Origin of the sequence: Pseudomonas sp. DWP3-1-2, from assembly GCF_049896285.1 — a bacterium.
Classification (GTDB): domain Bacteria; phylum Pseudomonadota; class Gammaproteobacteria; order Pseudomonadales; family Pseudomonadaceae; genus Aquipseudomonas.
The window spans coordinates 1-26,943 of the sequence record NZ_JAFCTZ010000002.1; the positions used below are offsets into that span (position 1 = coordinate 1).

A 26,943-nucleotide genomic window follows, 5' to 3' on the forward strand; every position below is an offset into this window, starting at 1 on the left:
CCCACACCACGGCACCGGAGCGAAGGAACCCCTGCGAAGCAGGGGCCGGACGTCAGCGCAAACGGTTTTCGTCTATTTTGCCACGACAAAATGGACCCGGCCGTCAGGACGGAACCTCAGTGCGCAACGCTGAAAAGGGTGTGAGTGCTACCCGATTCAACAGGCGCCACCCTGGATCGTCAACTCGCCAATGCGTGCTGGCGACATACAAGGAGCTACCGGGGTGGCGATCCACCTTGCCCGCGAATCGGTACTCCAGTCGACATATCCATCGTCTGAAACGAGCCTTCGCGGGCAAGCCTCGCTCCTACGGTTTTAGAATCTATTCCAGGCCGAGCTTTTTGAGCCGGTAGCGCATCGACCTGAACGTCAGGTTCAGGCGCTGGGCCGCAGCGGTGCGATTCCAGCGGGTTTCTTCCAGTGCCTGGAGGATGATCTTGCGTTCGATGTTTTCCAGATAATCTTCCAGATTGTCGATGTCCGCGAGGTTGTGTTCGCTCTGTTCGGCCGTGCTGGGCGATGGGGTTAGGCGCAAGTCGCTGATGTCGATGCGGTCGTTTTCACACAGGGTGTAGGCGCGCTCCAGGATGTTTTCCAGTTCGCGCACGTTTCCGGGGAATCTATAGCTTTTCAGCGCGGACAGGGCCTTAGGCTCAAGGCGGGCCAGTGGCAGCCCTGAGCTGTTTGCCAGGCGTTGCAGCAGATGAGTGGCCAGTTGATCAATGTCTTCGCGGCGCTCTCGCAAGGGCGGCACGGCCAGTTCGATGACGTTCAGGCGGTAATACAAGTCCTGGCGGAAGCGGCCGGCGGCGACTTCGACGCTTAAGTCTTTGTGGGTCGCGCAAAGGATCCGCACATCCACCACTTGCTCCTGCTGGTCTCCGATGCTGCGTATGGATTTTTCCTGTATGGCGCGCAGCAGTTTGACCTGCATCGTCAAGGGCAGATCGGCGACTTCATCCAGAAACAACGTACCGCCGTTCGCCGCCTGAAACAGCCCGGGCTTGTCCTCGTGCGCGCCGCTGAAGCTGCCTTTGCGGTGGCCGAAGAACTCGCTTTCCATCAGCTCGGCGGGTATGGCCCCGCAGTTAACCGGAATGAAAGGGCGTTCGCTGCGCGGGCCTTGTTCATGAATCAGCCGGGCGACCAGTTCTTTGCCACTGCCGGATTCGCCACTGATGTAGATAGGTGCCTGGCTGCGGGCCAGCTTGGCGATGTGCTGACGCAAGGCGTGAATGGGCGGCGAGTCCCCCAGCAGGCGTCGGTCGATGCTGCGTTCGCTCTGACCGAGCACTTGCAAGCGCAGGGCACTGCTCACCAGTTCCCGAAGACGGCCCAGGTCCACGGGTTTGGTCAGGAAGTCGAACGCCCCGGCCTTGAGCGCATGAATCGCGGTGTCGAGGTTGCCATAGGCGGTGATCATCGCCACCGGCACCTGTGAATGACGTTGCTGGATGTGCTGGACCAGCTCCAGGCCGTTGCCGTCGGGCAGGCGCATGTCGGTCAGGCACAGGTCGAAGGCTTCCCGTGCCAGCCATTCATGGGCTTCCTTGACGTTGCGGGCGCTACGGGTGTCGAGCTTCATTCGGCCAAGGGTGATTTCCAGGAGTTCGCGAATGTCCGGTTCATCGTCGACGATCAGAATTTTCTGCCGCTGGATCATGGTCAACTCAACTTCAACGGGTGGGCGAAGGTGATACGCAGACAACTGCCGCCACCTTCCCGAAAGGTGTAATCCAGCTGCGCCTGATTGCTCTCGCAAAGCTCTCTTGAAAGATAAAGACCCAAACCGGTGCCTTTGCTTTCAGTGGTGTAGAACGGCTCGAAGAGCTTGCTCAAATGCTCCTCGGCCACCCCGGGGCCGTCGTCGAGTACTTCCAGTACCGGCAACTCGCTGCGCGGGTCCCGGAACAAGCGCAGCCAGACTTGCGCGTGTTCATGCTGCTTACCACTGTAGCGCAAACCGTTTTGCAGCAGATTGCTCACCACCTGGGCGAGTTGTTCCGGGTCCATGCGGGTGGTAAGAGGCTCCGCTTCAATCTCCAGATGAAGGGTCTGGGAGGGCAGGGCGCGGGAGCGTGCCTCGGCGACGAACTGCTCAAGCCAGACCTTGAGATCAAGCATCTGCGGCTCTGCCTGGCGGCGCCGCGACAGTTGCAGCACGTTTTCAATGACCCGGTTCATGCGTTGTGACTGATCCTGAATGATCTGAATCAGGCGGCGGTCACTGCCTTCCAAAGCTTCGGACTCGTCCAGCAGTTGCGCCGCGTGGCTGATTGCGCCAAGCGGGTTGCGGATTTCATGGGCTATCCCGGCCGTCAGGCGACCCAGCGCGGCGAGCTTCAGTTGTTGCGCCTGTTGGGAAATCTGGGACAGGTCTTCGAGAAAAATCAGCGTCTGACGCTGTTCGCCGCGATTAAGGGCAATGAATGTCGGCCTTAGAATCGGTCCGATGGCTGACGTAGAGATGCTCTGCGGGACCAGCACCGGATTGATCAGCCATTGGCGAAAGCGCGTTACCAACTGAGGGGCGTAGGTGTCGATAACCTCGCCCATCAGGCTCTCATGCCCGAGCAAAATCAGTGCGCTCTGGTTGGCCAGAACCACTTGGCGACGGGCGTCCAGCACCAGAATCCCGGTGCGCATGCGCTGCAGGATCAGCGCATTGAGTTCTTCCAGGTTGTCGACATCGGCTGCGCGCTGTTCGGCCAGCACTTCGCTCAGGTGCAGCCGCCGCGTCAACGCCTGCACCAAAAGGGCGGCGGCGAAGCACAGGGCACCCAACGAGCCCGCCTGAACATAATGGCTGGCGGCCGAAGGGTTGCTGAAGCTGATGTAGAACGTCAGGTAAATAATGCCGATGGCCGAGACGGCAGCGATCAACACGCCGGCGCGGCCACGCAGCAGGACGTTGCTGATGGCCACTGATGCGATCAGCAGGTTGCCGATGCCGCTGGGTGGACCGCCGGCGGCATAAAACAATCCCGACAGCATGATGGCGTCGATCATGGCCAGGACGAACAGCTGTGCTTTGTGGTCAGGACGGTCCAGCAGCACGACAACCAGGATGTTGAACACCAGATACAGCCAGCAACCGGCCTGAAACAGGCTGGGGCTGACGATTTCCAGCAGTTCATGGTCCATGCCGCTGGAAATCAACAGCACCAGCATGATGCCGATGGTCAGTCGATACAGGTGATACAGCCGCAGAATCCGCTGCGCTTGTGGGCTGCCCAGGGATAACGCCTCAGCGATCACGTTTAGCGGGGCCTTCCAGCCGATGTGCCTCGCTGCAATACCACTGTTGATCCTGGCTCAGGGCGCGATCACGGGGCAAGTGAACGCCGCATTGGGCGCAACGGACCATGGGGGCAGCAGCAACCTCCGGCGGTGCCGCTCTGGATTTTTTGGCGGGCGGGTTGAGCAGACGCTTGATGAACCATACGGCTGCCGCGATCAGTGCAACCCACATAATTAAGCGAATCATGACTATCAGCTTGGTGATTGAGATTTCGCAGTGTAGCGAAGGAGTGACTGTTGTGTCTCTGTACGAGATCGCCCGTTATCCCTGACGCCGCAGTGGCCCCGTTGGAGCGAGGCTTGCCCGCGAATCAGGCGCTACGGTGAATCAGGCCCGCCGAGTTGTCGTTCTTCGCGGGCAAGCCTCGCTCCAACGAAAAAGAGGCCCGAAGGCCTCTTTCTCACGCATCGATCAATCAGTCGAACAGCCCGTTGTCCAAGACGCCGCAGTGGCCCCGTTGGAGCGAGGCTTGCCCGCGAATCAGGCGCCGCGGTGAACCAGGCCCACCGAGTTGTCGTTCTTCGCGGGCAAGCCTCGCTCCAACGAAAAAGAGGCCCGAAGGCCTCTTTCTCACGCATCGGTCAATCAGTCGAACAGGCCCAGCGTCATGTAGCTGAACCACGAACGGCTTTTAGTGCCTTTTGCTTCGCGTTCCTGCTCGTCGATTTCGTCCTGGTTCTCAGGCAGAAGTTCGCGAGGGATGGCTTGCTTGGCATCTTCGTATTGCTTGATCACGTCCTGGTTGGCACGGGTCTCGCCCGGTGGCAGCGGCGGGCTGCTCTCGATCAGGCCCAGTGTTGCCTTGGACAGCCACGAGCGGTTGTCGGCTTCGGCTTCACGCGGTACGAACTGACCGTCCACCAGTTGCGGGTGGTTCGGGTAGTTGGCCTTGAGCACTTCAAGGCTGGTGGCCGCCAGATCGTCCAGGTGCAGACGCTGATACGACTCGACCATGACCGCCAGGCCGTCACCCACCGAAGGGGTTTCCTGGAAGTTTTCGACCACGTAACGACCGCGGTTGGCCGAGGCTACATAGGCCTGACGAGTCAGGTAGTAGTCGGCTACGTGGATTTCGTAGGAGGCCAGCAGATTGCGCAGGTAGATCATGCGTTGCTTGGCATCAGGGGAATAACGGCTGTTCGGGAAGCGGCTGGTCAACTGAGCGAACTCGTTGAACGAGTCGCGGGCCGCGCCCGGGTCACGTTTGGTCTGGTCCAGCGGCAGGAATCGGGCCAACAGGCCGACGTCCTGATCGAAAGAGGTCAGGCCTTTCATGTAGTAGGCGTAGTCCACGTTCGGGTGCTGCGGGTGCAGGCGGATGAAACGCTCGGCGGCCGACTTCGCAGCCTCCGGCTCACCACTCTTGTAGTTCGAGTAGATGAGTTCGAGCTGTGCCTGGTCAGCGTAGCGACCGAACGGGTAGCGCGATTCCAGTGCCTTGAGCTTGTCAGTCGCAGTGCTATAGCTGTTATTAACCAGATCGGCCTGCGCCTGCTGGTACAGCTCGACTTCACTCAGATTTTCGTCGATCACTTCCTTTGACGAACAGGCAGCGGTGAGTGCGAGGATGGCTATCAGCAGCAGGTGTTTCACTTGCATGGCGGCTTGCGTCCCTATAACGGTCGCTGTCTTGGGCGTGACCGTCCTGTTATGATGGGCGCCCCGCGGAACCCCCGGGGCAAAAGACGCCGTATTTAACCACAAGCGCGCTGCCGAAACCAAAGGCTAGCCGCCACCTAGTCTGGCCATGTCCGAAAATATAGAACTTCGCGCAGAGGTGCCGTCCGATTTGGGCGGTCAACGCCTCGATCAAGTCGCCGCACAATTATTCGCTGAGCACTCGCGCTCGCGCCTCTCCGCCTGGATCAAGGACGGTCGCCTGACGGTGGACGGAGGCGTATTGCGCCCACGTGACATCGTCCATGGCGGCGCTGTTTTGCAGCTCATCGCCGAGCAGGAAGCCCAGGGTGAATGGGTTGCGCAGGATATTGCGCTCGATATCGTCTACGAGGACGATCAAATTCTGGTGATCAACAAGCCTACCGGGCTGGTTGTCCATCCCGCTGCCGGTCACGCCGACGGCACGCTGCTCAATGCCCTGTTGCACCACGTTCCGGACATCATCAACGTCCCGCGTGCGGGCATCGTGCATCGTCTGGACAAGGACACCACTGGTCTGATGGTGGTGGCCAAGACGATTCAGGCCCAGACCCAGCTGGTGACTCAGCTGCAAAGCCGCACGGTCAGCCGTATTTACGAGTGCATCGTGATCGGCGTTGTCACTTCCGGCGGCAAGATCGACGCGCCGATTGGCCGTCACGGTCAGCAGCGCCAGCGCATGGCGGTCATGGAAGGCGGCAAACAGGCCGTCAGTCATTACCGCGTGCTGGAGCGTTTCCGCTCCCACACCCATGTGCGGGTCAAGCTGGAAACCGGTCGTACGCACCAGATCCGCGTCCACATGGCGCATATCAACTATCCGTTGGTCGGCGATCCGGCCTACGGTGGTCGTTTCCGTATTCCGCCAGCGGCCAGTATGACCATGGTCGAGTCGTTGAAAAACTTCCCGCGCCAGGCCCTGCACGCTCGTTTCCTTGAGCTGGACCATCCGATCAGCGGTAAGCGCATGAGCTGGGAATCGCCGCTGCCTGACGATTTCGTCTGGCTGCTGTCGTTGCTCAAGCAGGATCGCGAGGCGTTCATCGGGTGAATGACTGGTTGATTCCCGACTGGCCCGCGCCTGCGGGGATCAAATCCTGTGTCACGACCCGCGAGGGTGGCGTCAGTCTGGCGCCGTTCGACGCGCTGAATCTGGGCGATCATGTGGATGACGATCCGCAAGCCGTCGCCAGCAATCGGTTGCACCTCACCTCGACCCTGAACGTCCGTCCCGCCTGGTTGAAGCAGGTCCACGGCCTTGGCGTCACCCAAGCGGACCCGACGCGTGTCGTGGAAGCCGACGCCAGCTGGACGGCAACGCCGGGCATCGCCTGCACCATCATGACCGCCGATTGCCTGCCTGCCTTGTTTTGCACGCTGGACGGCGCACGCGTTGCCGCCGCCCATGCGGGTTGGCGCGGGCTGGCCTCCGGGATTCTGGAAGCAACGGCCGACAGCCTGGGCGTGCCGCCTGAGCAGATCATGGTCTGGCTCGGTCCCGCGATTGGCCAACAGTCATTCGAAGTGGGGCCGGAAGTGCGTGAAGCGTTTATAAGCCTTCATCCGCACACCGCTGAAGCGTTTATACCGAGCGAAAACCCCGGACGCTTCATGGCGGACCTCTACGCCCTCGGGCGTCTGCGCCTTGCAGCCCACGGAGTTACGGATGTGTATGGCGGCGGCTTCGACACCTTCACGGATCCTCGCTTTTATTCCTATCGCCGCAGCCCCCGCAATGGTCGTTTTGCGTCGCTGATCTGGATTGATCGCGCCTGATTGATCGGCAGCCTGTCCGCAGGCCAGCTAGGCTTGCTACGCAGCAACTCTGACCTGCATCAATCAAACGCCGCTTGAATCTCGCACAATCGCCCGCATCTATCTGGCATCCAGCAGGTTTTCTCGAGGGTCTGTTACCGTTTCAGCACGGCCGCGCCGGAGCCCGTTTTGCCGCGAGGCAAGGCGAGAGACGCGAAGTTTGGTTTTTCGAATGAGCGTCGAGAAACGCAGCAACGCCGCTCGTGCTGAAACGATAACAGACCCTCTATGTGTGTTCATTGCTCCGGCCTGCTTATATAGGAAGGTGACAAATGCGTATCGATAGATTGACCAGCAAATTACAGTTAGCGTTATCGGATTCACAATCACTGGCGGTCGGCCTCGACCATCCGGCCATTGAACCTGCACATTTGATGCAGGCGTTGCTTGAGCAGCAAGGCGGCACCATCAAGCCGTTGCTGATGCAGGTTGGCTTTGACGTCAACAGCCTGCGCAAGGAACTGAGCAAAGAGCTCGACCAACTGCCAAAAATCCAGAACCCCACCGGTGACGTCAACATGTCACAGGATCTGGCGCGCCTGCTGAATCAGGCGGATCGCCTGGCACAGCAAAAGGGCGATCAGTTTATTTCCAGCGAACTGGTGCTGCTCGCCGCCATGGACGAGAACAGCAAGATGGGCAAGTTGCTGCTTGGCCAGGGCGTCAGCAAAAAAGCCCTCGAGAACGCCATCAACAACCTGCGCGGCGGTGCGGCAGTCAATGACGCCAATGTCGAAGAGTCACGTCAGGCGCTGGATAAATACACGGTCGACCTGACCAAGCGCGCCGAAGAAGGCAAGCTTGATCCGGTCATCGGCCGCGACGATGAAATTCGTCGGACCATTCAGGTGCTGCAACGCCGCACCAAAAACAACCCGGTCCTGATCGGTGAGCCTGGCGTGGGTAAAACCGCGATTGCCGAAGGTCTGGCCCAGCGCATCATCAATGGCGAAGTGCCGGATGGCCTCAAGGGCAAGCGCTTGCTGTCCCTGGACATGGGGTCGTTGATCGCGGGCGCCAAGTTTCGCGGCGAGTTCGAGGAGCGTCTGAAGTCCCTGCTGAACGAGCTGTCCAAGCAGGAAGGGCAGATCATTCTGTTTATAGACGAGTTGCACACCATGGTCGGCGCCGGTAAAGGCGAAGGCTCGATGGACGCTGGCAACATGCTCAAGCCCGCTCTGGCCCGTGGTGAGTTGCACTGCGTGGGTGCCACCACGCTCAATGAGTACCGCCAATACATAGAAAAGGACGCGGCCCTTGAGCGTCGCTTCCAGAAAGTGCTGGTGGAAGAGCCTAGCGAAGAAGACACCATCGCGATTCTGCGTGGCCTGAAAGAACGTTACGAAGTCCACCATAAAGTGGCCATTACCGACGGCGCGATCATTGCGGCGGCCAAGCTGAGCCATCGCTATATCACCGACCGTCAGTTGCCGGACAAGGCGATCGACCTCATCGACGAAGCGGCCAGCCGTATTCGCATGGAAATCGACTCCAAGCCGGAAGTGCTTGATCGTCTCGAGCGCCGGTTGATCCAGCTCAAGGTCGAATCCCAGGCCCTCAAGAAAGAGGACGATGAAGCGGCGATCAAGCGCCTGGAAAAACTTCAGGAAGAGATTGTCCGGCTGGAGCGTGAATACGCGGATCTCGAAGAGATCTGGACCTCGGAAAAAGCCGAGGTCACAGGTTCCGCGCAGATCCAGCAAAAGATCGAGCAATCGCGTCAGGAGCTGGAAGCCGCCCGTCGTCGCGGTGATCTCAATCGCATGGCTGAACTGCAGTACGGGATCATTCCCGACCTGGAGCGCAGCCTGCAGATGGTCGATCAACACGGCAAGCCGGAAAACCAGTTGCTGCGCAGCAAGGTCACCGAGGAGGAGATCGCGGAAGTCGTGTCCAAGTGGACTGGTATTCCCGTGTCGAAGATGCTCGAAGGCGAGCGCGACAAGCTGATGAAAATGGAAAGCCTGTTGCACCAGCGCGTGATCGGGCAGGACGAAGCCGTGGTTGCCGTGTCGAACGCCGTGCGTCGTTCCCGCGCCGGGTTGTCCGACCCTAATCGCCCCAGCGGTTCGTTCATGTTCCTCGGCCCGACCGGCGTGGGTAAAACCGAGCTGTGCAAGGCGTTGGCCGAATTCCTCTTTGACACTGAAGAGGCCATGGTGCGGATCGACATGTCCGAGTTCATGGAGAAACATTCCGTGGCACGGCTGATCGGCGCACCGCCAGGCTATGTCGGCTATGAAGAGGGCGGTTACCTGACCGAGGCGGTGCGTCGCAAGCCTTATTCGGTGATCCTGCTGGACGAGGTCGAGAAAGCGCATCCGGATGTCTTCAACATCCTGCTGCAAGTGCTCGAAGACGGGCGTTTGACCGACAGCCATGGTCGCACCGTGGACTTCCGCAACACGGTGATCGTCATGACCTCCAACCTGGGCTCGGTACAGATTCAGGAACTGGTGGGAGATCGTGAAGCGCAACGTGCAGCGGTCATGGACGCGGTGAGTACCCACTTCCGGCCGGAGTTCGTCAACCGGATTGATGAAGTCGTCATCTTCGAACCATTGGCTCGCGACCAGATCGCCGGCATCACTGATATTCAGCTCAGCCGTCTGCGTGCTCGCTTGACCGAGCGCGAACTCACGCTTGAACTGAGCCCTGAGGCGATGGACAAGCTTATTGCCGTGGGGTACGACCCGGTGTACGGCGCGCGTCCGTTGAAACGTGCGATACAGCGCTGGATCGAGAACCCGTTGGCGCAGTTGATCCTGTCGGGCGGCTTGATGCCCGGTTCGAGTGTCACAGGCACGGTGGTGAACGACGAGATCGTATTTGCCTGATAAGCAGAAGGCCGCTTGCTGGTGAAGCATCTATCGCCAGCAGGCGGCCGCTGTTGAGGGTTGCAATGGATGATTGACCACCAGACCCTGATTTCTCTGGCTTGAAAGGCGATCTGAAAAAAAATCGCAAATCATTGTCTTCAAAGCAATTTGGGGGGTTGACACCTGTTTTTAAAATTGTAGAATAGCGCGCCTCAGAGACGTGAACGCAGCGATGCAAACACATCGAAGAGGATGAATTAACACGTTAACAGCGCGTTAGTTCAGAGCTGTAAAGTTGTAGAAGTTGCATCTGAAATCGATAAGTTCCGCGATAGCTCAGTTGGTAGAGCAAGTGACTGTTAATCACTGGGTCCCTGGTTCGAGTCCAGGTCGTGGAGCCAGATTTCAATATGTAGCTGTATCGGGGTATAGCGCAGTCCGGTAGCGCGCCTGCTTTGGGAGCAGGATGTCAGGAGTTCGAATCCCCTTACCCCGACCATTTTTGGGTCGTTAGCTCAGTTGGTAGAGCAGTTGGCTTTTAACCAATTGGTCGTAGGTTCGAATCCCACACGACCCACCATTTTTGGCCTCAGCAGCAATGCCGGGGCCGAATCTTATAGATCTGATGCCATTAGCATCACATCGCAGACGGCTGGTTGAGGCGTCTTTAAAAAGTTTCAAACGGGGTATAGCGCAGTCCGGTAGCGCGCCTGCTTTGGGAGCAGGATGTCAGGAGTTCGAATCCCCTTACCCCGACCATATTTACAAATAAGCCTGATTTAAGCCTGGTGCTAAAATCGGGCTTTTTTGCGTCTGTGGTTTATGTGCATCCGATGTTGATGAAGTCAGTTATCCTGGCAAGTTTGCTGTTGCTCGTGAATAGGTGCATACAACGGCGCATTGACGGTTGATCGCCTGCTTCCAGTCGCGGCGCGCAGTGGTCTAACTCATCACCTCTGTTGCCAGCTCCACTCGATTACGGCCCCGCTGTTTGGCGCGGTAGAGCGCCGTGTCTGCGGCCCTCAGGAAGCCCGTAATGCTGGTTTGCCCATCGGGGCGAAGGACTGCGACCCCCACGCTCACCGTGAGGTGCTTGAGGGGCGACATGTTGTGAGGCAACCGGAGTTGCGCAATCTCCCGACAAAGCATCTCGGCAAACGCTGCTGCATGCTCCTCACTGGTTGACTGCAGGATGATCGCAAATTCCTCTCCGCCGTAGCGTGCCACGAAGTCGCCGCTACGACGCACGAGGGATGTCAGCTCAGACGCCACCCGGCGCAAGACTTCATCCCCGGCCTGGTGGCCGTAGTGGTCGTTGTATTGTTTGAACCAGTCGACATCGATCATGGCGAGCATCAACTGCTGACCGTTGCGGCGCGCACGGCCCCACTCGGTTGTCAGGGTCTTGTCAAACTGGCGACGATTGGGGATGCCCGTCAAACCATCGGTTGCGCTGATCGTCGCCAGTTGCCGGTTCGACAGTTCCAGCTCTTGTGTGCGCAGACGCACGCGGGCTTCCAGTTCCAGCTCGCGCAGTTGCATTTCCTTGACCAGAACAGAAAACCCGACGCCGATAAGGCTCAGCGTAAAAATGAACTCCTGCGCCCGCAGCACTTCCAGTTGAATGGGCATATCACCGAAAGGTTTGAAGCCTGAGGTCATCATCATGGTCATCGACAATGAAACCAGTGCGACGAAGACGGCCGTCGAGCGGACTCCGAAGCGAAACGCAATAATCGCAGCGCCGGGCAGTAGTAGCGTGGGCGTGACCGTTATTTCGTCCAGGTTGCCGTCATAGTGGTGGGTGGCGAAGGAAGCAGTGATCAGCACCAGGGTGGTCAGCAACGCTTTGTCGAGCCAGGTCAGGTGCATGTGTTGTTGCGCACGCTGGGTCAGGGTCAGCAGGAGTGGCGTATAGATAAGCAACCCGAGCGCGTCACCAAACCACCAAAGTCGCACGAGGGTGAGGTAGCTGGTGGTGGCACCGGCAACGTGCTGCAAGACGAAGGCAGCCATCAGGCTGGCCAGGAGTGCGCCCGTCACGGGGCCGGCAAGCACGAATTTGACCAGATCTTCCAGTCGCTGCAGGCGCAGTGAGGCCCCGCTGCGCCTGAGTAGCGCATAGGTAACAAGCACTTCAAACACGTTCACCGCGCTGAGCGGAACAGCCTCTTGCCATGAAAAAGCGCCAACGCTGGCCAGTACGTCAGAGCCAAAGGTGACCGCCGCGAGCAGCAGCATGCGCTGTCCGCGAAAACGCAGCAACGCCGCCAGCAACACCGCATTGGGTAGCCATACGACGACGACGTTGTCCGGGGTTACAGCGCAAAAAAATGTCAATTTGACACTGGCAAAATGGACCAGCATAAGCAGCGCGCAGAACAGCAATCCGGGACGCTGCCAGAAATTTTCAATGGGTGCGATCATCACCGATTCCCAAAGGCAAGTGACTCGAACGATTGTCTTGGACCATTAACGTGATGCTCTCAATACGCTCAGCCAAAAACGGGCAGCGGCGCGTATTGAATTAATGCAAAAACATCTCGACTCAGTGCGCAGGATTCAGGGGTGTGAAAAGACAGCGATCGTTGATCCCGATCACACACGGCGAATTAATAACGCGTAAAAAAAGTTGAGGGGTGCTGCTCAAGTAACGTGACGGCCTTTGGCGATGCGTCCCGTTCATTGCATTTTTGTTACGTGATTAATCGCCCAACGCGGCTGCGTCGGGCTCGTCAAGCTTCGTCTATTGTGTCACATGACCCTCCCGGCTTCGATAGCGAACACAGACAAATACACGCGTGATTAACGGACCCGAGCAAGTAACATGCAACCAACCCGAATATCGGGCGCACACTCTTTAACTTCGTTTTGACGCCAATATATTGTCTTGGCGAAGGCCGAAAGTTGCATTCTTCATGTGCGTACAGACTTTATTATTATCAGAAGCTATTTCGAAATCGAACGCGTGGGGCCGTCACTAATATTGACCGGCATCCCGATAGGTTCGCCAAAGCGTTTGAACGCATTTAAAGAATGGACGTTCCCGGGTGGGGTGGGTGCAGGCTCACTGGCATTTCAGTGCCTGCACCGGAGGGTTCAGAAAAGTCGGCGGCGCGCAGACTCATCTCCCCCTGAAGCGCATTCATTGCATCAATGCAGCTTCATCCTCGGTTCCGTGCCTTTGCCGATGCGGCTGCCGAGCACCAGCATCAGGGTGCGGAAGGTGCCGTACAACGCCATCTGGTGCATGCGATACAGGGAGATGTAGAACATCCGCGCCAGCCAGCCTTCCAGCATGACGCTGCCCATCAGGTTCCCCATCAGATTGCCCACGGCGGAGAACTTGGACAGCGAGATCAACGAGCCGTAATCGGTATATTTGTACGCAGGCAGCGGCTTGCCTTCGATGCGCAGGCGCAACGATTTGACCAGCAATGACGCTTGTTGATGCGCTGCCTGGGCGCGGGGCGGAACGTTGCGGTCCGAGCCTTTCTGCGGGCAGGCTGCGCAATCACCGAAGGCAAAGACATTGTCGTCGCGAGTGGTTTGCAGCGTGGTTCGCACCTGCAACTGGTTGATGCGGTTGCTTTCCAGACCGTCCAGCTCATGCAGGAATACCGGCGCTCGAATACCGGCCGCCCAGACCTTCAGCGTAGCGGGAATCACTTGGCCGCTGGCGGTGATCAGGCTGTCGGCAGTGACTTCGCTGACGGCGGCGTTGGTCAGGACCGTGACGCCGAGTTTTTCCAGCGTGGTGTGCACCGGGCCGCCAATTCGCTCAGGCAGCGCCGGCAACACGCGAGGGCCTGCCTCTATCAAGGTGATGCGCAGGTTTTCCGGCTTGATCCGGCCCAGACCGTAGGCGGCCAGTTCGTGGGCGGCATTGTGCAGCTCGGCCGCCAACTCAACCCCCGTCGCGCCTGCACCGACAATGGCCACGGTGATTTCTTCGGTGATGTCGGTTTGTCCGGCATGGGCCCGTAAATAATGGTTGAGCAATTGCTGATGAAATTTCTCGGCCTGCTGGCGCGTATCCAGAAACAGACAGTGGTCTGCCGCCCCTTGGGTGTTGAAGTCGTTGGTGGTGCTGCCGACGGCAATAACCAGCGAGTCATAATCCAGGCTGCGCGCAGGCACCAGCTCCAGGCCGTTTTCGTCCAGTGTCGCGGCCAGGTGCACCTGGCGTTGCGCGCGGTCCAGGCCAGTCATACGGCCGAGCTGAAACTGAAAGTGATTCCACTTGGCTTGCGCCACGTAGTTCAGCTCGTCCTCGTAGGAGTTCAGCGAGCCAGCCGCCACTTCGTGCAACAACGGTTTCCAGATGTGGGTCAGATTGGCGTCCACCAGCGTGACGCTGGCGGTGCCTTTCTTGCCCAGGGTCTTACCCAGACGGGTCGCCAACTCCAGACCGCCGGCACCTCCGCCAACGATGACAATACGATGCGTCATAGGGATATCTCATAAGGTTTACGGAATTCGGGGGGCGAGGCTGACGCTGCGCGAGCACGCGGCTCACGTCAGATAGCTCAACAGGCGGCTCAACAAACCCAGGCCGACCACTGCAGCCACCACGATGATCAGGAGCAGCCACGGCCGGAAAGGTCGACGCTCGACTTGATGCTGCGGGGCTTGCAGGTACTCTTCGACACGTCGTTGGTCGTCAGGGTTCAGGCGGCTGGGCATATAAGTAAGCCTCTTGGATTGAACGGCTACTCGGGGGTGAAATTCAGCGGTTCGACGTGCAACGCGTCATCAAGGCGAATGATTGCGCCTTGTAGCACCCGTGCGGTGATTCCGCCATGGCCGCGAACAGCCTGAAACGTGCCGCGCCCGAGGCGTTGCTCCAGACGGGCGCAGGGTTGGCACCAGCCTGTGGTTTCCAGAATCGCCTGGCCAATCCTGAAGCGTCGGCCTTTGAGGCTGAACAGATTGATGCCGCTGATCACCAGGTTACGGCGCATGTCCTGAGGCAGTATGGGCTGATCGGCGGCGCGGCCCAGCAATGAACTGATCACCGGCAGATGTTCCCACTGAATCAATGTGACCTGGCGAGCGTTACGCGGGCCGGGGCGTGCGTGGTCGCCGGTCAGGCCCGCTTCGCGCCGCGCCTCAACGGCGTCCAGCACGATCATGTCGCCGCGAGACTCGGGGCGCACACCGATCCAGCGCACGCGGCCTTGCTGGGGTACATCAGCCAGCAGTTCTTGCAGGGGGCTCATAAACTGATTCCAACATCAAAGACAACGCTACGACCCAGATTGGTCCGCAAAAATTCCGGGGCATCGGGGTGGGCGAACAGCACCCTGGCAAACGTGGGGCCCACCAGAGACAACGAGCGCCAGCCCTGGCGCAGGTATTCGGTGGGCGGTGGGAAGTGGCTGTTCAGGTCCAGCACCTCGCGCTTGAGACTGGCGAACGCGATGATGTCCAGTTCCCCCAGGTCCAGCCCGCGCTCGCGGTAGTTGTGAGCTTTTTTTCGTAGCGTGGGGCCCAGGCGCTGCAACAGCTCCGGCGCGGGTATGCGCTTGGGCTTGGCCTCGCGGCGCACCAGTTGGCTCAGGGAAAACGCACTGCGCCGCCGCGCCAGTTCTTCGCGCCACTCGTCATTAAGACGACGGCCTTCATCAAGCACGAAAAACACCTCGAAGCAGGCGTCACGAAACAGCACATCGGGCGGCTCCTGGCCGGCGGCGTGGAAGTCCTCATTGCGGTGGGGGATGTTCAGGCCCTGCAATAATCGCTGACAAACCCAACGCTCACGCTCCCACTTACGCGCATTGGAGAGGAACGCGTTGGCTTGTTCGGCCTGGATCGTGAGCAGGCGAAGATAGTCAGAGTCATCCATAGGCCCAAGCTTAGCGTCCAATTGGCTATAACTGAAAGGATGTTTAGCGTCCGGGTGCAAAGCGCCGGGTTCATGTCTGCTCGGTATCAATCGGCATGCGACGTTGCTACACAGCGATCTGTCAGATCATCTCGGCTATCCTGTGGTTTTAGAACCGTCCCGGGAGCACCCGCGCTTGAAACTCTGGCCAATTCTGCTGTTAAGTTTATTGCCGTTCGCCGCTCAGGCTGTGCAGCCCGGCGAACACATCGCGTCATGGACGCTGCTTGATCAATTCGACGAGCCTTACACGCTCAACGACCAGACTCAGACGTTGCTGGTGGCCCGCAGCATGGATGCCGCCAAATTGGTGAACGCGGCTCTGCAAGACAAGCCCAAGGGGTTTCTCGAGGCGCGCCACACGGTGTTCGTCGCGGACATTCAGAAGATGCCCGCCTTGATCGCCAAAATGTTTGCCGTGCCGTCGATGCGCGCCTATTCCTATCGCGTGATGCTCGACCGCGACGGCCGTGTCGTGCCGCGTTACGCGGGTGACGCTGACAAGGTCCTGTGGCTTGAGTTGCATGACGGCCGCGTGGTGAAACAACAGCAATTCAGCACGGCCGAACAGCTGCGTGAGGCGCTGGAACACTGATACATAACGGGTCCACAACGGAGGAACTCACGTTTGAAGCTTTGGCCGATCCTGCTATTCGTCTTGCTGCCGCTCACTGCGCAGGCCATTGAAATCGGCGATCCTGTGCCGTCCTGGAGCCTGTTGGACCAATTCGACGAACCTTACGTGATGGATGAGCACACCACTCAGACGATCCTGGTGGCCAGCAGCATGAGCGCGGGCAAGACCATGGAAAAAGCGCTCAAGGACAAACCCAAAGGCTTTCTCGAAGCGCGCCGCACCGTGTTCATTGCCGACATCAAACCCATGCCAGCGCTGATTACCCGGTTTTTCGCGGTGCCGAAGATGCGCAAGGTGTATTCCTACCGGGTCGCACTGGACCGCGAGGCGTTGATTGCGCCCGGCTACGGCGGCGATCCGAGCAAGGTGCAATGGTTGCAGCTCAAAGACGGCAAACTGGCGTCGCGTCGGGAATTCAACGGCCCTGACGAACTGCGCATGGCCCTGGAACAGCCATGATCAGCGCCCAGGTCCTGACCCCGGAAACCATGACAACCGCCTGGCTGTTGTACGTGCCGGTGCTGTGTTGGGCGATCTGGCGTTCGCCCTGGGTTGAGCTGTTCACCGACAGCCGCCGTCAGCACCTGTTGTTCGGCACTGTCTTCGCGCTGTTCCTGCTGTGGTTGGTACGGCGTGATTTCGACACGGGCGTGTCGTACCACTTCATTGGCATGACGGCCGTTACCCTGCTGCTGGACTGGCCATTGGCGCTGGTGGGCGGGCTGGTGGCGCAGATCGGCCTGTTGGCCATGGGGCGACAGGATCTGGCGGCGATGGGGGTCAACGGTTTGCTGTTCATCGGGCTGCCGGTGTTGGTCACGGAAGCCTGCGCGATCCTGGTGGAGCGCGCGCAACCCAAAAGCCCGTTTGTGTACATCTTCTGTTCGGGGTTTCTCGCTGCCGCGCTGGCCACCTTGTTGTGCCTGCTGGTGGCGTTGGGCGTGCTGTGGTTTGAAGAGCTGTTCGAAATGCCGATCTGGTTATCGGACTTTGTCGGTTACCTGTGGCTGATCATTTTTCCCGAAGCGTTCATCAACGGCATGATCGTCAGCGCCCTGGTGGTCTTCAGCCCTGAATGGCTGGAGACGTTCAATCGCACACGCTACCTGTCAGCACCCTGGAACGAAAAGCGCCCGGGCGACGACACCTGAGGTGTGCCCGGGGCTTGTGTGCATCAGTGCCCGCGTGGGGGCAGGTCGCCGGAGAACAGTTCGTCTTCGGCGTCCGGGCTGACCGGGATGGCGTGTTCTTCCGACGCCCACGCGCCCAGATCGATCAATTTGCAGCGCTCGGAGCAAAACGGCCGGGAAGGGCTGGCCGCGCTCCATTCCACGGGTGCGCCACAGGTTGGGCAGTCGACGGTTGTTGGTTGGCTCATGACTGGCCTCCACGCAAGATTAAGTAAAAGTGATGCAGCCGCTGGACTTCGCTTCGCAGCCAGGCGTGATCCCGGTCGTTGACCAGCACATCGTCGGCATGGTTCAAGCGTTCTTCGCGACTGGCCTGGACCTTGAGAATGGCCTGGACCTGCTCCTGGCTGGAACTGTCGCGCAGCATGGTGCGCTCCACTTGCAGTTGTTGAGGGGCGTCGATCACCAGCACGCGCTGGGTCAGCTTGTACTGGCCCGACTCGATCAGCAATGGCGAGACCAGGATCGCGTAAGGCGAGGTTGCGCTGGCCAGGTCGCGCTGGATCTCTTGCGCAATCAGTGGATGCAGCAGGGCTTCCAGCCAGCGTCGCTCGTCAGGGTGCTCGAAGATCAAGCCTCGCAAGGCACTGCGATTGAGGGTGCCGTCGGCCTGCAACACGGTGGGGCCGAAATGCTCGACGATGCGGGCCAGGGCAGGGCGGCCCGGTTCCACCACCCAACGGGCGGCGTGATCGGCGTCGACCACGTGAATCCCGAGGTCGATAAAACACTGCGCCGCAGCGCTTTTGCCGCTACCGATACCGCCGGTGAGGCCGAGAATCCAGGGTTTGAAAGCGCTGTTGGTCATTTGAAACCGGCAAACTGCAAATAAGAGTCGGTTATTTGACCACCCCAGAGCAAAGCGATCCAGCCTGCGATGGCCAGATAAGGACCAAAGGGAATTGGCGTACTGGTTGCCACGCTGCGCAAACGCAGCAGGATCAGGCCCAGAATCGCGCCCACCAGCGACGACATTAGAATGGTCAGCGGCAGGATCTGCCAGCCGCCCCACGCGCCCAGCATGGCCAGTAACTTGAAGTCGCCCTGGCCCATGCCTTCCTTGCCGGTGACCAGTTTGAACAGCCAGAACACCGACCACAAGGTCAGATAACCCGCCACCGCGCCCCACAAGGCATCCCCAAGGCTGGTAAACAGACCGAAGGCGTTGACGATCAGACCCAGCCACAGCAACGGCAGCACCAGTGAATCCGGCAGCAGTTGATGGTCAGCGTCGATCAGGCTCATGGCGAACAAGCCCCAGGTCAGCACCAGCATCGCGCCCGCTTGCCAGCCGAAACCGAAATGCCAGGCGATAAACACCGACAGCACACCGCACGCCAGTTCCACCAATGGGTAGCGTTTGCTGATCGGCGCCTTGCAACGGGAGCATTTACCGCCCAGAAACAGATAGCTCAACACCGGGAGGTTTTCCCATGGGCGAATCCGGTGGGCGCAATGGGGGCAGCGTGAATGCGGCAGGATCAGGTTGAAGGTTTCGCCTGCCGATTCGGCGGGCAAGCCCAGCATTTCCCGGGACTGCGCTTTCCAGTCCTGTTCCATCATGATGGGCAGGCGGTAGATCAACACATTGAGGAAGCTGCCGACGAGCAAACCCAGGACGAGCGCGGATAAAACAAAAGCCAGCGGTGAGCTGGCCAGGAAGTCAAAAAGAGGCATTTCTAGACGACATCCCCGAGTTTGAATATGGGTAGATACATAGCGATAACCAGACCGCCGACCATCACGCCAAGTACCGCCATGATCATGGGTTCCATGAGGCTGGTCAGGCTGTCGACCAGGTTATCGACTTCGTCCTCGTAATACGTGGCAACCTTGTCGAGCATCGAATCCAGGGCACCGGATTCTTCACCGATTGCTGTCATCTGGATTGCCAGACTCGGGAACACGCCAGTGGCGCGCATGGAGAAGTTAAGCTGCATGCCGGTCGAGACGTCCTGTCGGATCTTCATGACCGCATTTTTGAACACCACGTTACCGGTGGCGCTCGCCACAGAGTCCAGCGCTTCTACCAGCGGAACGCCTGCCGCGAACGTCGTGGACAGCGTGCGTGCATATCGAGCCACCGCAGACTTGTATAACAAAGGGCCGATTACCGGGAGTTTCAACAAGCCACGGTCAATGCTGTCACGAAACTTTTGTGACTGTTTGTAGGCACGTTTGAATAGAAAAAACGCCGCGACCATCACCCCAAGAATAATGAGCCACCATTGCTGAACAATTTGGGAAAGCCCTATCACCATCAATGTGAACGCTGGCAACTCTGCCCCGAAGCCGGCAAACACTGACTGGAACTGCGGCACCACTTTAATCAGCAAAATGCCTGAAACGATAAAAGCCACCACCAATACGGCGATAGGGTAGGTCATTGCTTTTTTGATCTTGGCTTTGAGTGCTTCTGTTTTTTCCTTGTAAGTGGCGACGCGGTCCAGGAGGCTTTCCAGCGCACCCGCCTGTTCACCGGCATCCACCAGGCTGCAATACAGCTCATCGAAATATTGCGGTTTTTGCCTCAGCGCCGTGGCAAAGCTGTTACCTGCGGCGACTTCCTGCTTAACATCATTGATCAGCTTGCGCATGTTCGGGTTGTCAGCGCCTTCGATGATGATGTCGAAGGACTGCAACAACGGCACCCCTGCCTTCATCATCGTCGCCATTTGCCGGGAAAAGAACGCGATATCCAGCGGCTTGATCTTCTTGCCTTGACCGAAAATCGAGACGGATTTCTTGCGGACTTTGGTGGGGTTGATGCCCTGCTTGCGAAGTTGAGCCTTGATCAGCGCGATATTATGCCCGGTCAGTTCGCCGGTCATTTTCGTGCCTTTCTTATCGGTGCCTTCCCAGGTAAAGATACTGGCTTTGACTGCTTTGCTGGCCATGGTCAGTCCTTGGTCACGCGGTTGACTTCTTCGAGGCTGGTAATGCCTTGCATGGCTTTCATCAGGCCGGACGTGCGCAAATCATTAAACCCGTCCTTGCGCATCTGAATGGAAATATCCAGCGAGTTGCCTTCTTCCATGATGATGCGCTCCAGCGCGGGAGTTTTCTTGACCACCTCATAAATCCCCACCCGGCCCTTATAACCGCCGTTACACAGGTCGCAGCCCACCGGCGCATAAATCTTGAAGCTGCCCACTTTGTCTGCCGGGAAACCTTCCTTGATCAGCGTCTCCCGGGGGATGTCCACTTCCTTCTTGCAGTAGGGGCATAACTTGCGCGCCAGACGCTGGGCGATGATCAGGTTGATGGCTGTGGCGATATTGAACGCCGCTACACCCATGTGGTGCAGGCGAGTCAGGGTTTCCGCGGCGCTGTTGGTGTGCAGCGTGGAAAGCACCAGGTGCCCGGTTTGCGACGCCTTGATGGCGATTTCTGCTGTTTCCAGGTCGCGGATTTCCCCCACCATGATGACGTCAGGGTCCTGACGCAGGAAAGCCCGAAGTGCCTGGGAAAAGTCCATGCCTTGACGGGGATTCACGTTGACCTGATTGACGCCCTCAAGGTTGATCTCCACCGGGTCTTCTGCCGTGGAAATATTGATGTCCACGGTGTTGAGGATATTCAGGCCGGTGTACAGCGACACGGTTTTACCCGAGCCCGTCGGGCCGGTCACCAGGATCATGCCTTGGGGTTGGCGCAAGGCTTCCAGATAGAGTGCTTTCTGATCAGGTTCATAACCCAGCGCGTCAATGCCCATCTGGGCGCTGGTGGGGTCGAGAATCCGCATCACGATTTTCTCGCCCCACAGCGTCGGCAGGGTGTTGACCCGGAAATCAATGGACTTGGTTTTCGAGATGCGCAGCTTGATGCGACCGTCCTGGGGTTTGCGTCGCTCGGAAATGTCCAGGCTGGCCATGACTTTCAAGCGCGCCGCAATGCGATTGGCCAGATGAATCGGGGGTTTGGCCACTTCATGGAGGATGCCGTCCGTGCGCAGGCGTACCCGAAACATTTTTTCGTAGGGTTCGAAATGCAAGTCCGAGGAGCCGAGGCGGATGGCATCCAGCAACATCTTGTTGACGAAGCGCACCACCGGGGCATCGTCTGCATCACCCTTGGCGGACAGACTGCTCTCTTTGCTGTCATCGACCGATTCGATTTCCAGGCCCAGATCGACATCGGACAAATCACCCATGCCGCTGGCGCTGTCGAAAAACTTCTCGATGGCGTCACTGAGTTTGTCGTCTTCAACCAGAATCGCTTCGGTGGTAAGCCCGGTATTGAACTGGATGTCCGTGACAGCCTGATGGTTGGACGGGTCCGACACACCGATAAACAACTTATTGCCACGGCGCCACAGCGGCAGCGCCTGATGCTGGCGAACGAGCTTCTCGCTGACCAGGCCTTTGGGCTGGCTGTCCTTGTCCAGGCTCTTCAGGTCGAAAAACGGAATGCCGAACTGGTCGGAGGCGATTTCCGCCAGGACCAACGCCTTGGCCAGCTTGTTCTGCACCAGGTAATTGACCAGCGAAACCTTGTCGCGCCGCGCTTGCTGGAACGCCAGCTGCGCAGCTTTTTCATCGAGAAGCCCGGCAATAACCAATTGTTTGGCCAAACCGGTGAGGACCACATCACTCATAAAACCACCAGACACAGACAGTGCGAGGTTTATAGCGCAGTCCAGCGGTGCTGCCAATGACGCAGGGCAATGTGACGGAAAATGTCACTTTGTGCGTGTAAGTGAGCACTCAATACCCTGCTGCCGGGACGAAGGCAGCAATGGATCATGTAAATGTTTTGTTGGCACGACCTATGCTTTTGTCCGGATAGGCAACAACTTATTGACACTCCGGAGCAGTACTCATGAAGGCACAAAAAGGCTTTACCCTTATCGAACTGATGATCGTTGTCGCGATCATCGGGATTTTGGCGGCTGTGGCGCTGCCTGCTTATCAGAACTACGTGAAAAAAGCTAAATTCACGGAAGTGATCTCCATCTCTGATGGCTATAAAAGTGCTGTAGCTATCTGTGCCCAGACCTTGAATACCAAAACCGGTTGTGATGCTGGTACCAATGGTATCCCTGCAGCGATCGCGGCAGCCCAAGGTGTGATTGCAACTCTAGCCGTTAAAGACGGGGGCATTACAACAACTGGCACAGCTGCAGTCGATTCTCTGACTTACATCTTGACTCCGACGCTTGCCGAGACAGGGATTACGTGGGCAGTCACTGGTACTTGCACAACTTCAACGCCGCCGCTTTGTAAGTAGTTATTTAAACTGCTCATTTCAGCCATTTTGCAGAATTCAATTGAGTCCTATTTTGACTTAGGTTCTAGATCGTGGCCAGTGTGAGTTAAACTGCTCGCTACCTGCCGAAATAGCTCAGCCCGGTAGAGCAGCGCACTCGTAACGCGAAGGTCGCAGGTTCGATTCCTGTTTTCGGCACCGGCTTCATCGTTTTACACAGCTCGCTTCACCTTGCACCGCACCAAACAAAAAGCCCTGCACATGCAGGGCTTTTTGCGTTATTGCTCGCGCCAACGAGCTATAGGCTTCACCGCCATCTGAACCTCAACCCTTCACTTCATAAAGCCCAAAACTGCGCCCATCCACGCAGCGCACCTTCGGGCCGTCGATAAACGCCATGTCATGCCCTTCGTGGTCCACCAGTCTTTGGGGTGAGCCGAGTACGAGGATACCAATGTCGCCGCTCCAGTCACGGCGGGGGTCGTGTTCGAGGTAGGCGTAGACGCGGCGGTTCTGGATGCGCCAGACGGGGTTTTTCTGATCGGGGTCTTTTACATCGTAAGTGGCGGCAGGGTCGAAGACGAAGTTGGCAGTCATGGCAGTGTCCGTTGTTCACGCCGAGGCCGACTGCGCGTAAGACCCTGGCTGTTAAGGGTTGGAGGATGGGTTCTCGTTTGTCGGTATCCAGATGCATTCGGCCAGTTGCACTGACAGGTCAGCCGATTCGCCATGGGCCAGCGCTCTGCAGGCATTGGCTGCCCACTCCTGATATTCGGCGAACGTGAAGACGCCGTTGCGCTGAAGCTCCAGCAACCGCCCGCAAAAGATGCCAATGCGGAAGATCCGGGTCGGTAGATCGTCGGGTTGTCCCAACGCCTCCAATGCCAGATGGAGCTCGAGTCGTCGTTGGGTTTTCAGCGTTTCAACCAGGCTGTCGTTCATTGGCGCGACCCCCGTCTGACAAAATACACCTGCACTGCTCGGGTACAACTTAGTACAGATTCATTTCCGTACAGCACCGCTCGTCGTCGATGTCCGGTTCTGCTCCACAATGCGTTGAACGTTTGTCAGAACTGCAACACAGGCCGTGCACAAAAATCATCGAGGGCTACACTGGTTCAAGGCAGTTGGAGCACGATTGCCGCTCTGGTGTGCGCCGGGCCTAGGACAGGCCTCGTGGATCATTGTCTGAATTCGGGCGTTTCCCTGACCCATTCCTGATCTCTTTGAAGATGGCCGGAATGATCCGGTAGGCATCCTTGACGTAACGTTTGCCCAGCCGCCTGGGTTCGTGAAGGAAGCGATGCAGCCATTCCAGGGACAGGCGTTGTATCCACTCGGGCGCTCGTCTGTGCTTCCCCGACAAAAACAGCAGTGACGCACCCACGCACAAGCCAATGCCCACGGCGGCACCGCGCTCGTACACCCGCATCGCGAGTATTTCCTGGCGGGGCGAACCCACCGAAAACACCACCATACGCGCCGGATGTTGATTGATGAACAAGATGGAGCGTTCGATTTCCAGCGGGTTGGCGATAAAACCCATCGGCGGGTTGTGATGGTGAAAGGTGATCGAGGGGTACTTCTGTTTCAACGTGGCAATGATGTCCTGTTCACAACCGATGACCGTTACCGGCCAGCGGCGTTGCTCGGCGATCTGGATCAGCTCTTGTGTCAACGTGCTGCCCGGGATCGCCTCGGCGATGTTTGCATGGAGTCGATTCAACAACGGGAACAGCACCCGGCTGTCACACAGCCGGTAAGCCGCGTAGCGGTAAGACCTGCGTAACTCCCCGTCATGCTCCAGCATCACGATGTGATCCACATTGGGCGTGACGATGTAACGAAACGGCCTGTCGCTCAGTGCTATGAGCTCCCGGATGAGTTCCTGGCGCGGCCGATGATAAAACTCGATGCCAAACACTTTCATAAGGTTGCTCCTGAGGCGTGATCGCGTTGAACCACGCGATTGCCGGGGGTACTTGCCTGCTGCCTGTGCACACAGGCAGCGAAACAAGGAGGGCCAGCTCACCATGCTCGATTCACTGGACTCAGTTGCGGCGGCGCTGACTGCCGGGTTATCGAACGCGATGCACACAGGCATCCACCGGGCGGGCGGGCTGCTGCTCGTTATGGTGTTGTGTGTGTTGCCTTGGGAGGTGCAGGCGCAAAAAGCGGCCAGGCAGGTGCCGATGGTCTTGCTCAATGTGTCGGGTGCGGAGTTTTCCGAGGGCGTCTGGCCGGGGGAGAACGGCACCCATTACTTCTTCCCGGACGACAATTATTTCGACCAATGGCAAGCCCGGGGCATCCGGGCGATTCGCTTTCCCCTGCGCTGGGAGCGTTTGCAGACAAACCTGTGGGAGGAGCTGGATGAAACCTACGCCGCGCTGATCGACAGGATGCTGATCCAGGCCGAACGGCGCAGGATCAAAGTCACCCTGGATGTGCATAATTTCGGGCGCTACAAGAATGAAGTGCTGGGTAGCAAAGCCGTACCGATCCCGGCGTATCGCGACTTGCTGCACCGCGTCTCGGCGCGCTGGCGGGATTTTCGCGCGCTCCACGCCTACGACATCATGAATGAGCCCCACGACGAAGCCGATGAGCACTGGCCGCGAGCGGCGCAAGCGGGCATTTTTGCCATTCGTGGCAATGACTGGCACCGCCCGATCATCATCGAAGGAAGGTCCTGGTCCAGTGCCACCCGCTGGCCGCAGCACAACGATGCCTTGCTGGACCTGAAGGACCCGTCCAACAACCTGATCTTTTCCGCGCACCTGTACTTTGACGAGGACGCCAGCGGGCGTTATCAGAAAACCCTGGGCCGTCAGTTCGACCCGGACATCGCCGTGAAAAGGGTCAAGCCTTTTGTCGAGTGGCTGGAGAAACATGGCAAGCGTGGCCAGATCGGCGAAGCCGGGTTCCCGGCCGACGATCCGCGCTGGGGGCAGGCCATGGATCGTCTGCTGGCGTATCTGCAGGAACGCTGTGTGCCGCTGGCGTATTGGTCTGCGGGGTCGGCGTGGGGTGATTATCCGCTGTCTATCGAACCGGTGGGGGGGCGGGATCGTCCGCAATGGCCGGTGCTGGCGAAATACCTGACAACACCGCACTGCACGATGCCTCGGCGTTAACCCTGGCGGTTCATGAAGACGTGCCTTCTTGCTGATCCCTGCGGCCATCCGTTTTTGTCGGGCGACGTGGCCGCCACCGTATCCTGCGTGCGGGCGAAGTAAACGAATGCCGCAATGGACAGACCGGTGATTTCCCCGCCATACATGATGGTGTTGGAAAACAGAAAGTTGATCCCGTTGAACCAGAACGTCAGTTGCAAGGCGTTCAGCAAGTCGCCTTTTTTCCGGCACCAGGACATGAGTCGAAAAAAACCCAAGTAGTAGATCAGCGCAATCGCCGGGGTCAGAAAACCGAAGCGGTAGTAAACCCCGAGCAGGCCCACGTCCGACAGATAGAAGTAAGCGTTGTACATCCGTGAGAAACCGCCTTGCCATTGCAAGGACAACGCGCCCATGCCCATCAGGCTGTTGCGCGCCACTTCCTCAAGCACGATCTGTGTCGTGATATTGCGCACACCCGGTCCCTGGGCCTCGAACAACAGCGCGTCGAACCTGTCCAGTTGTGCGGCGAAAAAGTCCGGTGCCAGGAAGAAGGCAGCCAACAACACCGCGCCAACAAGGAGGCCAAGTTTGACCAGCAGGCCGACGCGTCTGCGAAAAATCCAGAGGCCTGCCAGCGCCCAGATCAGCATGGTGTTGCGGGTCTGAAGCACCAGCCATAAATAGGAGGCGAAGAGCAGCAATAGAGCGAGGGCGAGCCAGGACATGGCTCTTTTCAGGCGATACATCAGCATGAAGGCGCAAGCACTGACATACGGCGCGCCGACGCTGAAGCGGTTGGGCCTCAGAGGATTGATCCCGTAATCCTTTTCATCGACGGTAAAACTCACGTCGCTGTTTTCCGGGAGGACGCCGAAGTAATACAGGTAACCGATCGCAACACAGGCCAGGGCACAGGCCAGCAGAAATTTTTCCAGTTGTTCCTGGCTGGGGCGCGCCTTGATCAGCAAAAACAGCACCGGGAAATACAGCAGGTAGAGAAAGCTGCGGCGCTCCTCCAGGAGCCCGAAGCCGATGGGCTGACCGAAGTTGAGCGCCGCCAGCAGTGCGGAAAGCAGGGGCAATACCAGGCCAAAAAACAGCACCCACAGCCCCGCACGGGACTGCTGTGCGCGGCGCCATGTCAGTAATAAAACCAAGGCTGCCAGCACGATCGCGACGATGAACAGTTCACGCAGGTACGCGATACCGGCTTTTTTATCGTCGGTCAGGAACAGGCACGCCGAGTTCAGAAACAGCACCAGCAATAGCAAGGCGCGATAGACCCGGAGTCGGGTAATCATCGGCGGT

26 protein-coding genes and 5 tRNA genes are annotated in these 26,943 nt (G+C 58.5%); 13 read left to right on the forward strand and 18 right to left on the reverse strand.

Annotated features, from left to right (window positions below):
- Window positions 1–322: 322 nt before the first annotated feature.
- From ACP7B0_RS05835 to ACP7B0_RS05850, 4 genes are all read right to left on the reverse strand, one after another.
- Window positions 323–1,660, reverse strand: coding sequence for a sigma-54-dependent transcriptional regulator (locus ACP7B0_RS05835; RefSeq protein ID WP_426140839.1), 1,338 nt, complete (start codon window positions 1,658–1,660; stop codon window positions 323–325).
- Between the two features lie 5 nt (window positions 1,661–1,665).
- Window positions 1,666–3,258 carry a sensor histidine kinase gene (locus ACP7B0_RS05840; RefSeq protein ID WP_426140088.1) on the reverse strand — a complete coding sequence of 531 codons (1,593 nt, stop codon included), beginning with the start codon at window positions 3,256–3,258 and terminating at the stop codon, window positions 1,666–1,668.
- Entirely contained in the window at window positions 3,248–3,487 is a 240-nt protein-coding gene (locus ACP7B0_RS05845; protein ID WP_426140089.1) for a PP0621 family protein, read from the reverse strand. The genes ACP7B0_RS05840 and ACP7B0_RS05845 overlap by 11 nt, the downstream gene beginning before the upstream one ends.
- Window positions 3,488–3,886: 399 nt before the next feature.
- Complete coding sequence (locus ACP7B0_RS05850) at window positions 3,887–4,900, reverse strand: outer membrane protein assembly factor BamD (protein ID WP_426140091.1); 1,014 nt, start codon at window positions 4,898–4,900, stop codon at window positions 3,887–3,889.
- 148 nt (window positions 4,901–5,048) lie between these two features.
- Between ACP7B0_RS05850 and rluD the strand changes: the two genes are divergently transcribed.
- From rluD to ACP7B0_RS05885, 7 genes are all read left to right on the forward strand, one after another.
- Complete coding sequence (rluD, locus tag ACP7B0_RS05855) at window positions 5,049–6,011, forward strand: 23S rRNA pseudouridine(1911/1915/1917) synthase RluD (RefSeq protein WP_426140092.1); 963 nt, start codon at window positions 5,049–5,051, stop codon at window positions 6,009–6,011.
- Window positions 6,008–6,736: a peptidoglycan editing factor PgeF gene (pgeF, locus tag ACP7B0_RS05860; protein ID WP_426140094.1), complete on the forward strand. Its 729-nt coding sequence runs from the start codon at window positions 6,008–6,010 to the stop codon at window positions 6,734–6,736. The genes rluD and pgeF overlap by 4 nt, the downstream gene beginning before the upstream one ends.
- 311 nt (window positions 6,737–7,047) lie before the next feature.
- On the forward strand, window positions 7,048–9,612 hold the full coding sequence (gene clpB, locus ACP7B0_RS05865) for an ATP-dependent chaperone ClpB (RefSeq protein ID WP_426140096.1): 2,565 nt from the start codon (window positions 7,048–7,050) through the stop codon (window positions 9,610–9,612).
- 307 nt (window positions 9,613–9,919) lie between these two features.
- A tRNA-Asn gene (locus tag ACP7B0_RS05870) sits at window positions 9,920–9,995 on the forward strand.
- A gap of 21 nt (window positions 9,996–10,016) precedes the next feature.
- A tRNA-Pro gene (locus ACP7B0_RS05875) sits at window positions 10,017–10,093 on the forward strand.
- Between the two features lie 5 nt (window positions 10,094–10,098).
- A tRNA-Lys gene (locus ACP7B0_RS05880) sits at window positions 10,099–10,174 on the forward strand.
- Window positions 10,175–10,276: 102 nt separating this feature from the next.
- Window positions 10,277–10,353, forward strand: a tRNA-Pro gene (locus ACP7B0_RS05885).
- 183 nt (window positions 10,354–10,536) lie between these two features.
- Here ACP7B0_RS05885 and ACP7B0_RS05890 read toward each other — a convergent pair.
- The 5 genes from ACP7B0_RS05890 to ACP7B0_RS05910 form a co-directional block, all read right to left on the reverse strand.
- Complete coding sequence (locus ACP7B0_RS05890; RefSeq protein ID WP_426140097.1) at window positions 10,537–12,021, reverse strand: diguanylate cyclase domain-containing protein; 1,485 nt, start codon at window positions 12,019–12,021, stop codon at window positions 10,537–10,539.
- A 726-nt stretch (window positions 12,022–12,747) separates the two neighbouring features.
- Window positions 12,748–14,046, reverse strand: a complete 1,299-nt coding sequence (locus ACP7B0_RS05895) for an NAD(P)/FAD-dependent oxidoreductase (protein ID WP_426140098.1) — start codon at window positions 14,044–14,046, stop codon at window positions 12,748–12,750.
- 63 nt (window positions 14,047–14,109) lie between these two features.
- Window positions 14,110–14,280, reverse strand: a complete 171-nt coding sequence (locus ACP7B0_RS05900) for a DUF3094 family protein (RefSeq protein WP_426140100.1) — start codon at window positions 14,278–14,280, stop codon at window positions 14,110–14,112.
- A gap of 26 nt (window positions 14,281–14,306) precedes the next feature.
- Window positions 14,307–14,816 (reverse strand): MOSC domain-containing protein, encoded by a 510-nt coding sequence (locus tag ACP7B0_RS05905; protein WP_426140101.1) that lies wholly within the window; start codon window positions 14,814–14,816, stop codon window positions 14,307–14,309.
- On the reverse strand, window positions 14,813–15,442 hold the full coding sequence (locus tag ACP7B0_RS05910) for a DUF1780 domain-containing protein (protein ID WP_426140102.1): 630 nt from the start codon (window positions 15,440–15,442) through the stop codon (window positions 14,813–14,815). The genes ACP7B0_RS05905 and ACP7B0_RS05910 overlap by 4 nt, the downstream gene beginning before the upstream one ends.
- Window positions 15,443–15,617: 175 nt before the next feature.
- Between ACP7B0_RS05910 and ACP7B0_RS05915 the strand changes: the two genes are divergently transcribed.
- The 3 genes from ACP7B0_RS05915 to ACP7B0_RS05925 are packed head-to-tail and all read left to right on the forward strand — an operon-like array spanning window position 15,618 to window position 17,269.
- Window positions 15,618–16,076 (forward strand): hypothetical protein, encoded by a 459-nt coding sequence (locus tag ACP7B0_RS05915; protein ID WP_426140103.1) that lies wholly within the window; start codon window positions 15,618–15,620, stop codon window positions 16,074–16,076.
- 33 nt (window positions 16,077–16,109) lie between these two features.
- A complete protein-coding gene (locus ACP7B0_RS05920; RefSeq protein WP_426140104.1) occupies window positions 16,110–16,577 on the forward strand; it encodes a hypothetical protein in 468 nt (155 codons plus the stop codon).
- Window positions 16,574–17,269, forward strand: coding sequence for an energy-coupling factor ABC transporter permease (locus ACP7B0_RS05925; protein WP_426140105.1), 696 nt, complete (start codon window positions 16,574–16,576; stop codon window positions 17,267–17,269). The genes ACP7B0_RS05920 and ACP7B0_RS05925 overlap by 4 nt, the downstream gene beginning before the upstream one ends.
- Window positions 17,270–17,292: 23 nt before the next feature.
- Here the strand turns inward: ACP7B0_RS05925 and yacG are convergent, their stop codons facing one another.
- From yacG to pilB, 5 genes are read right to left on the reverse strand one after another with little or no spacing between them, the layout of a single operon-like run.
- Window positions 17,293–17,496 carry a DNA gyrase inhibitor YacG gene (gene yacG / locus ACP7B0_RS05930; RefSeq protein ID WP_426140106.1) on the reverse strand — a complete coding sequence of 68 codons (204 nt, stop codon included), beginning with the start codon at window positions 17,494–17,496 and terminating at the stop codon, window positions 17,293–17,295.
- Window positions 17,493–18,116, reverse strand: coding sequence for a dephospho-CoA kinase (gene coaE, locus ACP7B0_RS05935; RefSeq protein WP_426140107.1), 624 nt, complete (start codon window positions 18,114–18,116; stop codon window positions 17,493–17,495). Before coaE ends, yacG begins: the two co-directional genes overlap by 4 nt.
- The gene (locus ACP7B0_RS05940; RefSeq protein WP_426140108.1) at window positions 18,113–18,985 is read right to left on the reverse strand and encodes a prepilin peptidase; all 873 of its coding nucleotides are present in this window, start codon (window positions 18,983–18,985) and stop codon (window positions 18,113–18,115) included. The genes coaE and ACP7B0_RS05940 overlap by 4 nt, the downstream gene beginning before the upstream one ends.
- A 2-nt stretch (window positions 18,986–18,987) precedes the next feature.
- Window positions 18,988–20,205 (reverse strand): type II secretion system F family protein, encoded by a 1,218-nt coding sequence (locus tag ACP7B0_RS05945; protein ID WP_426140109.1) that lies wholly within the window; start codon window positions 20,203–20,205, stop codon window positions 18,988–18,990.
- A 2-nt stretch (window positions 20,206–20,207) separates the two neighbouring features.
- Window positions 20,208–21,905 carry a type IV-A pilus assembly ATPase PilB gene (gene pilB / locus ACP7B0_RS05950; RefSeq protein WP_426140111.1) on the reverse strand — a complete coding sequence of 566 codons (1,698 nt, stop codon included), beginning with the start codon at window positions 21,903–21,905 and terminating at the stop codon, window positions 20,208–20,210.
- Window positions 21,906–22,129: 224 nt separating this feature from the next.
- Between pilB and ACP7B0_RS05955 the strand changes: the two genes are divergently transcribed.
- Both ACP7B0_RS05955 and ACP7B0_RS05960 read left to right on the forward strand, forming a co-directional pair.
- Window positions 22,130–22,537, forward strand: a complete 408-nt coding sequence (locus ACP7B0_RS05955; protein ID WP_426140112.1) for a pilin — start codon at window positions 22,130–22,132, stop codon at window positions 22,535–22,537.
- Window positions 22,538–22,640: 103 nt separating this feature from the next.
- Window positions 22,641–22,714: transfer RNA gene (locus tag ACP7B0_RS05960), tRNA-Thr, on the forward strand.
- A 126-nt stretch (window positions 22,715–22,840) separates the two neighbouring features.
- Here the strand turns inward: ACP7B0_RS05960 and ACP7B0_RS05965 are convergent.
- The 3 genes from ACP7B0_RS05965 to ACP7B0_RS05975 all read right to left on the reverse strand — a co-directional run bounded on the left by ACP7B0_RS05965 (window position 22,841) and on the right by ACP7B0_RS05975 (window position 24,446).
- Window positions 22,841–23,113, reverse strand: a complete 273-nt coding sequence (locus ACP7B0_RS05965; RefSeq protein ID WP_426140114.1) for a hypothetical protein — start codon at window positions 23,111–23,113, stop codon at window positions 22,841–22,843.
- Window positions 23,114–23,164: 51 nt separating this feature from the next.
- Window positions 23,165–23,458: a hypothetical protein gene (locus ACP7B0_RS05970; protein WP_426140115.1), complete on the reverse strand. Its 294-nt coding sequence runs from the start codon at window positions 23,456–23,458 to the stop codon at window positions 23,165–23,167.
- Between the two features lie 220 nt (window positions 23,459–23,678).
- The gene (locus ACP7B0_RS05975; protein WP_426140116.1) at window positions 23,679–24,446 is read right to left on the reverse strand and encodes a WecB/TagA/CpsF family glycosyltransferase; all 768 of its coding nucleotides are present in this window, start codon (window positions 24,444–24,446) and stop codon (window positions 23,679–23,681) included.
- A gap of 103 nt (window positions 24,447–24,549) precedes the next feature.
- Here ACP7B0_RS05975 and ACP7B0_RS05980 point away from each other — a divergent pair, with 103 nt between their 5' ends.
- A complete protein-coding gene (locus ACP7B0_RS05980) occupies window positions 24,550–25,653 on the forward strand; it encodes a glycoside hydrolase family 5 protein (RefSeq protein WP_426140117.1) in 1,104 nt (367 codons plus the stop codon).
- Here the strand turns inward: ACP7B0_RS05980 and ACP7B0_RS05985 are convergent.
- Window positions 25,650–26,936, reverse strand: coding sequence for a hypothetical protein (locus ACP7B0_RS05985; protein WP_426140118.1), 1,287 nt, complete (start codon window positions 26,934–26,936; stop codon window positions 25,650–25,652). The genes ACP7B0_RS05980 and ACP7B0_RS05985 overlap by 4 nt on opposite strands.
- Between the last annotated feature and the right edge of the window lie 7 nt (window positions 26,937–26,943).

Bases quoted from the DNA above. Each gene is read 5' to 3' on its own strand.
- ACP7B0_RS05845 (WP_426140089.1), bottom strand. From the start codon at position 3,487: ATGATTCGCTTAATTATGTGGGTTGCACTGATCGCGGCAGCCGTATGG.
- ACP7B0_RS05850 (WP_426140091.1), bottom strand. From the start codon at position 4,900: ATGCAAGTGAAACACCTGCTGCTGATAGCCATCCTCGCACTCACCGCT.
- rluD (WP_426140092.1), top strand. From the start codon at position 5,049: ATGTCCGAAAATATAGAACTTCGCGCAGAGGTGCCGTCCGATTTGGGC.
- clpB (WP_426140096.1), top strand. From the start codon at position 7,048: ATGCGTATCGATAGATTGACCAGCAAATTACAGTTAGCGTTATCGGAT.
- ACP7B0_RS05890 (WP_426140097.1), bottom strand. From the start codon at position 12,021: ATGATCGCACCCATTGAAAATTTCTGGCAGCGTCCCGGATTGCTGTTC.
- ACP7B0_RS05895 (WP_426140098.1), bottom strand. From the start codon at position 14,046: ATGACGCATCGTATTGTCATCGTTGGCGGAGGTGCCGGCGGTCTGGAG.
- ACP7B0_RS05900 (WP_426140100.1), bottom strand. From the start codon at position 14,280: ATGCCCAGCCGCCTGAACCCTGACGACCAACGACGTGTCGAAGAGTAC.
- ACP7B0_RS05905 (WP_426140101.1), bottom strand. From the start codon at position 14,816: ATGAGCCCCCTGCAAGAACTGCTGGCTGATGTACCCCAGCAAGGCCGC.
- ACP7B0_RS05910 (WP_426140102.1), bottom strand. From the start codon at position 15,442: ATGGATGACTCTGACTATCTTCGCCTGCTCACGATCCAGGCCGAACAA.
- ACP7B0_RS05925 (WP_426140105.1), top strand. From the start codon at position 16,574: ATGATCAGCGCCCAGGTCCTGACCCCGGAAACCATGACAACCGCCTGG.
- yacG (WP_426140106.1), bottom strand. From the start codon at position 17,496: ATGAGCCAACCAACAACCGTCGACTGCCCAACCTGTGGCGCACCCGTG.
- coaE (WP_426140107.1), bottom strand. From the start codon at position 18,116: ATGACCAACAGCGCTTTCAAACCCTGGATTCTCGGCCTCACCGGCGGT.
- ACP7B0_RS05940 (WP_426140108.1), bottom strand. From the start codon at position 18,985: ATGCCTCTTTTTGACTTCCTGGCCAGCTCACCGCTGGCTTTTGTTTTA.
- ACP7B0_RS05945 (WP_426140109.1), bottom strand. From the start codon at position 20,205: ATGGCCAGCAAAGCAGTCAAAGCCAGTATCTTTACCTGGGAAGGCACC.
- pilB (WP_426140111.1), bottom strand. From the start codon at position 21,905: ATGAGTGATGTGGTCCTCACCGGTTTGGCCAAACAATTGGTTATTGCC.
- ACP7B0_RS05955 (WP_426140112.1), top strand. From the start codon at position 22,130: ATGAAGGCACAAAAAGGCTTTACCCTTATCGAACTGATGATCGTTGTC.
- ACP7B0_RS05965 (WP_426140114.1), bottom strand. From the start codon at position 23,113: ATGACTGCCAACTTCGTCTTCGACCCTGCCGCCACTTACGATGTAAAA.
- ACP7B0_RS05970 (WP_426140115.1), bottom strand. From the start codon at position 23,458: ATGAACGACAGCCTGGTTGAAACGCTGAAAACCCAACGACGACTCGAG.
- ACP7B0_RS05975 (WP_426140116.1), bottom strand. From the start codon at position 24,446: ATGAAAGTGTTTGGCATCGAGTTTTATCATCGGCCGCGCCAGGAACTC.
- ACP7B0_RS05980 (WP_426140117.1), top strand. From the start codon at position 24,550: ATGCTCGATTCACTGGACTCAGTTGCGGCGGCGCTGACTGCCGGGTTA.
- ACP7B0_RS05985 (WP_426140118.1), bottom strand. From the start codon at position 26,936: ATGATTACCCGACTCCGGGTCTATCGCGCCTTGCTATTGCTGGTGCTG.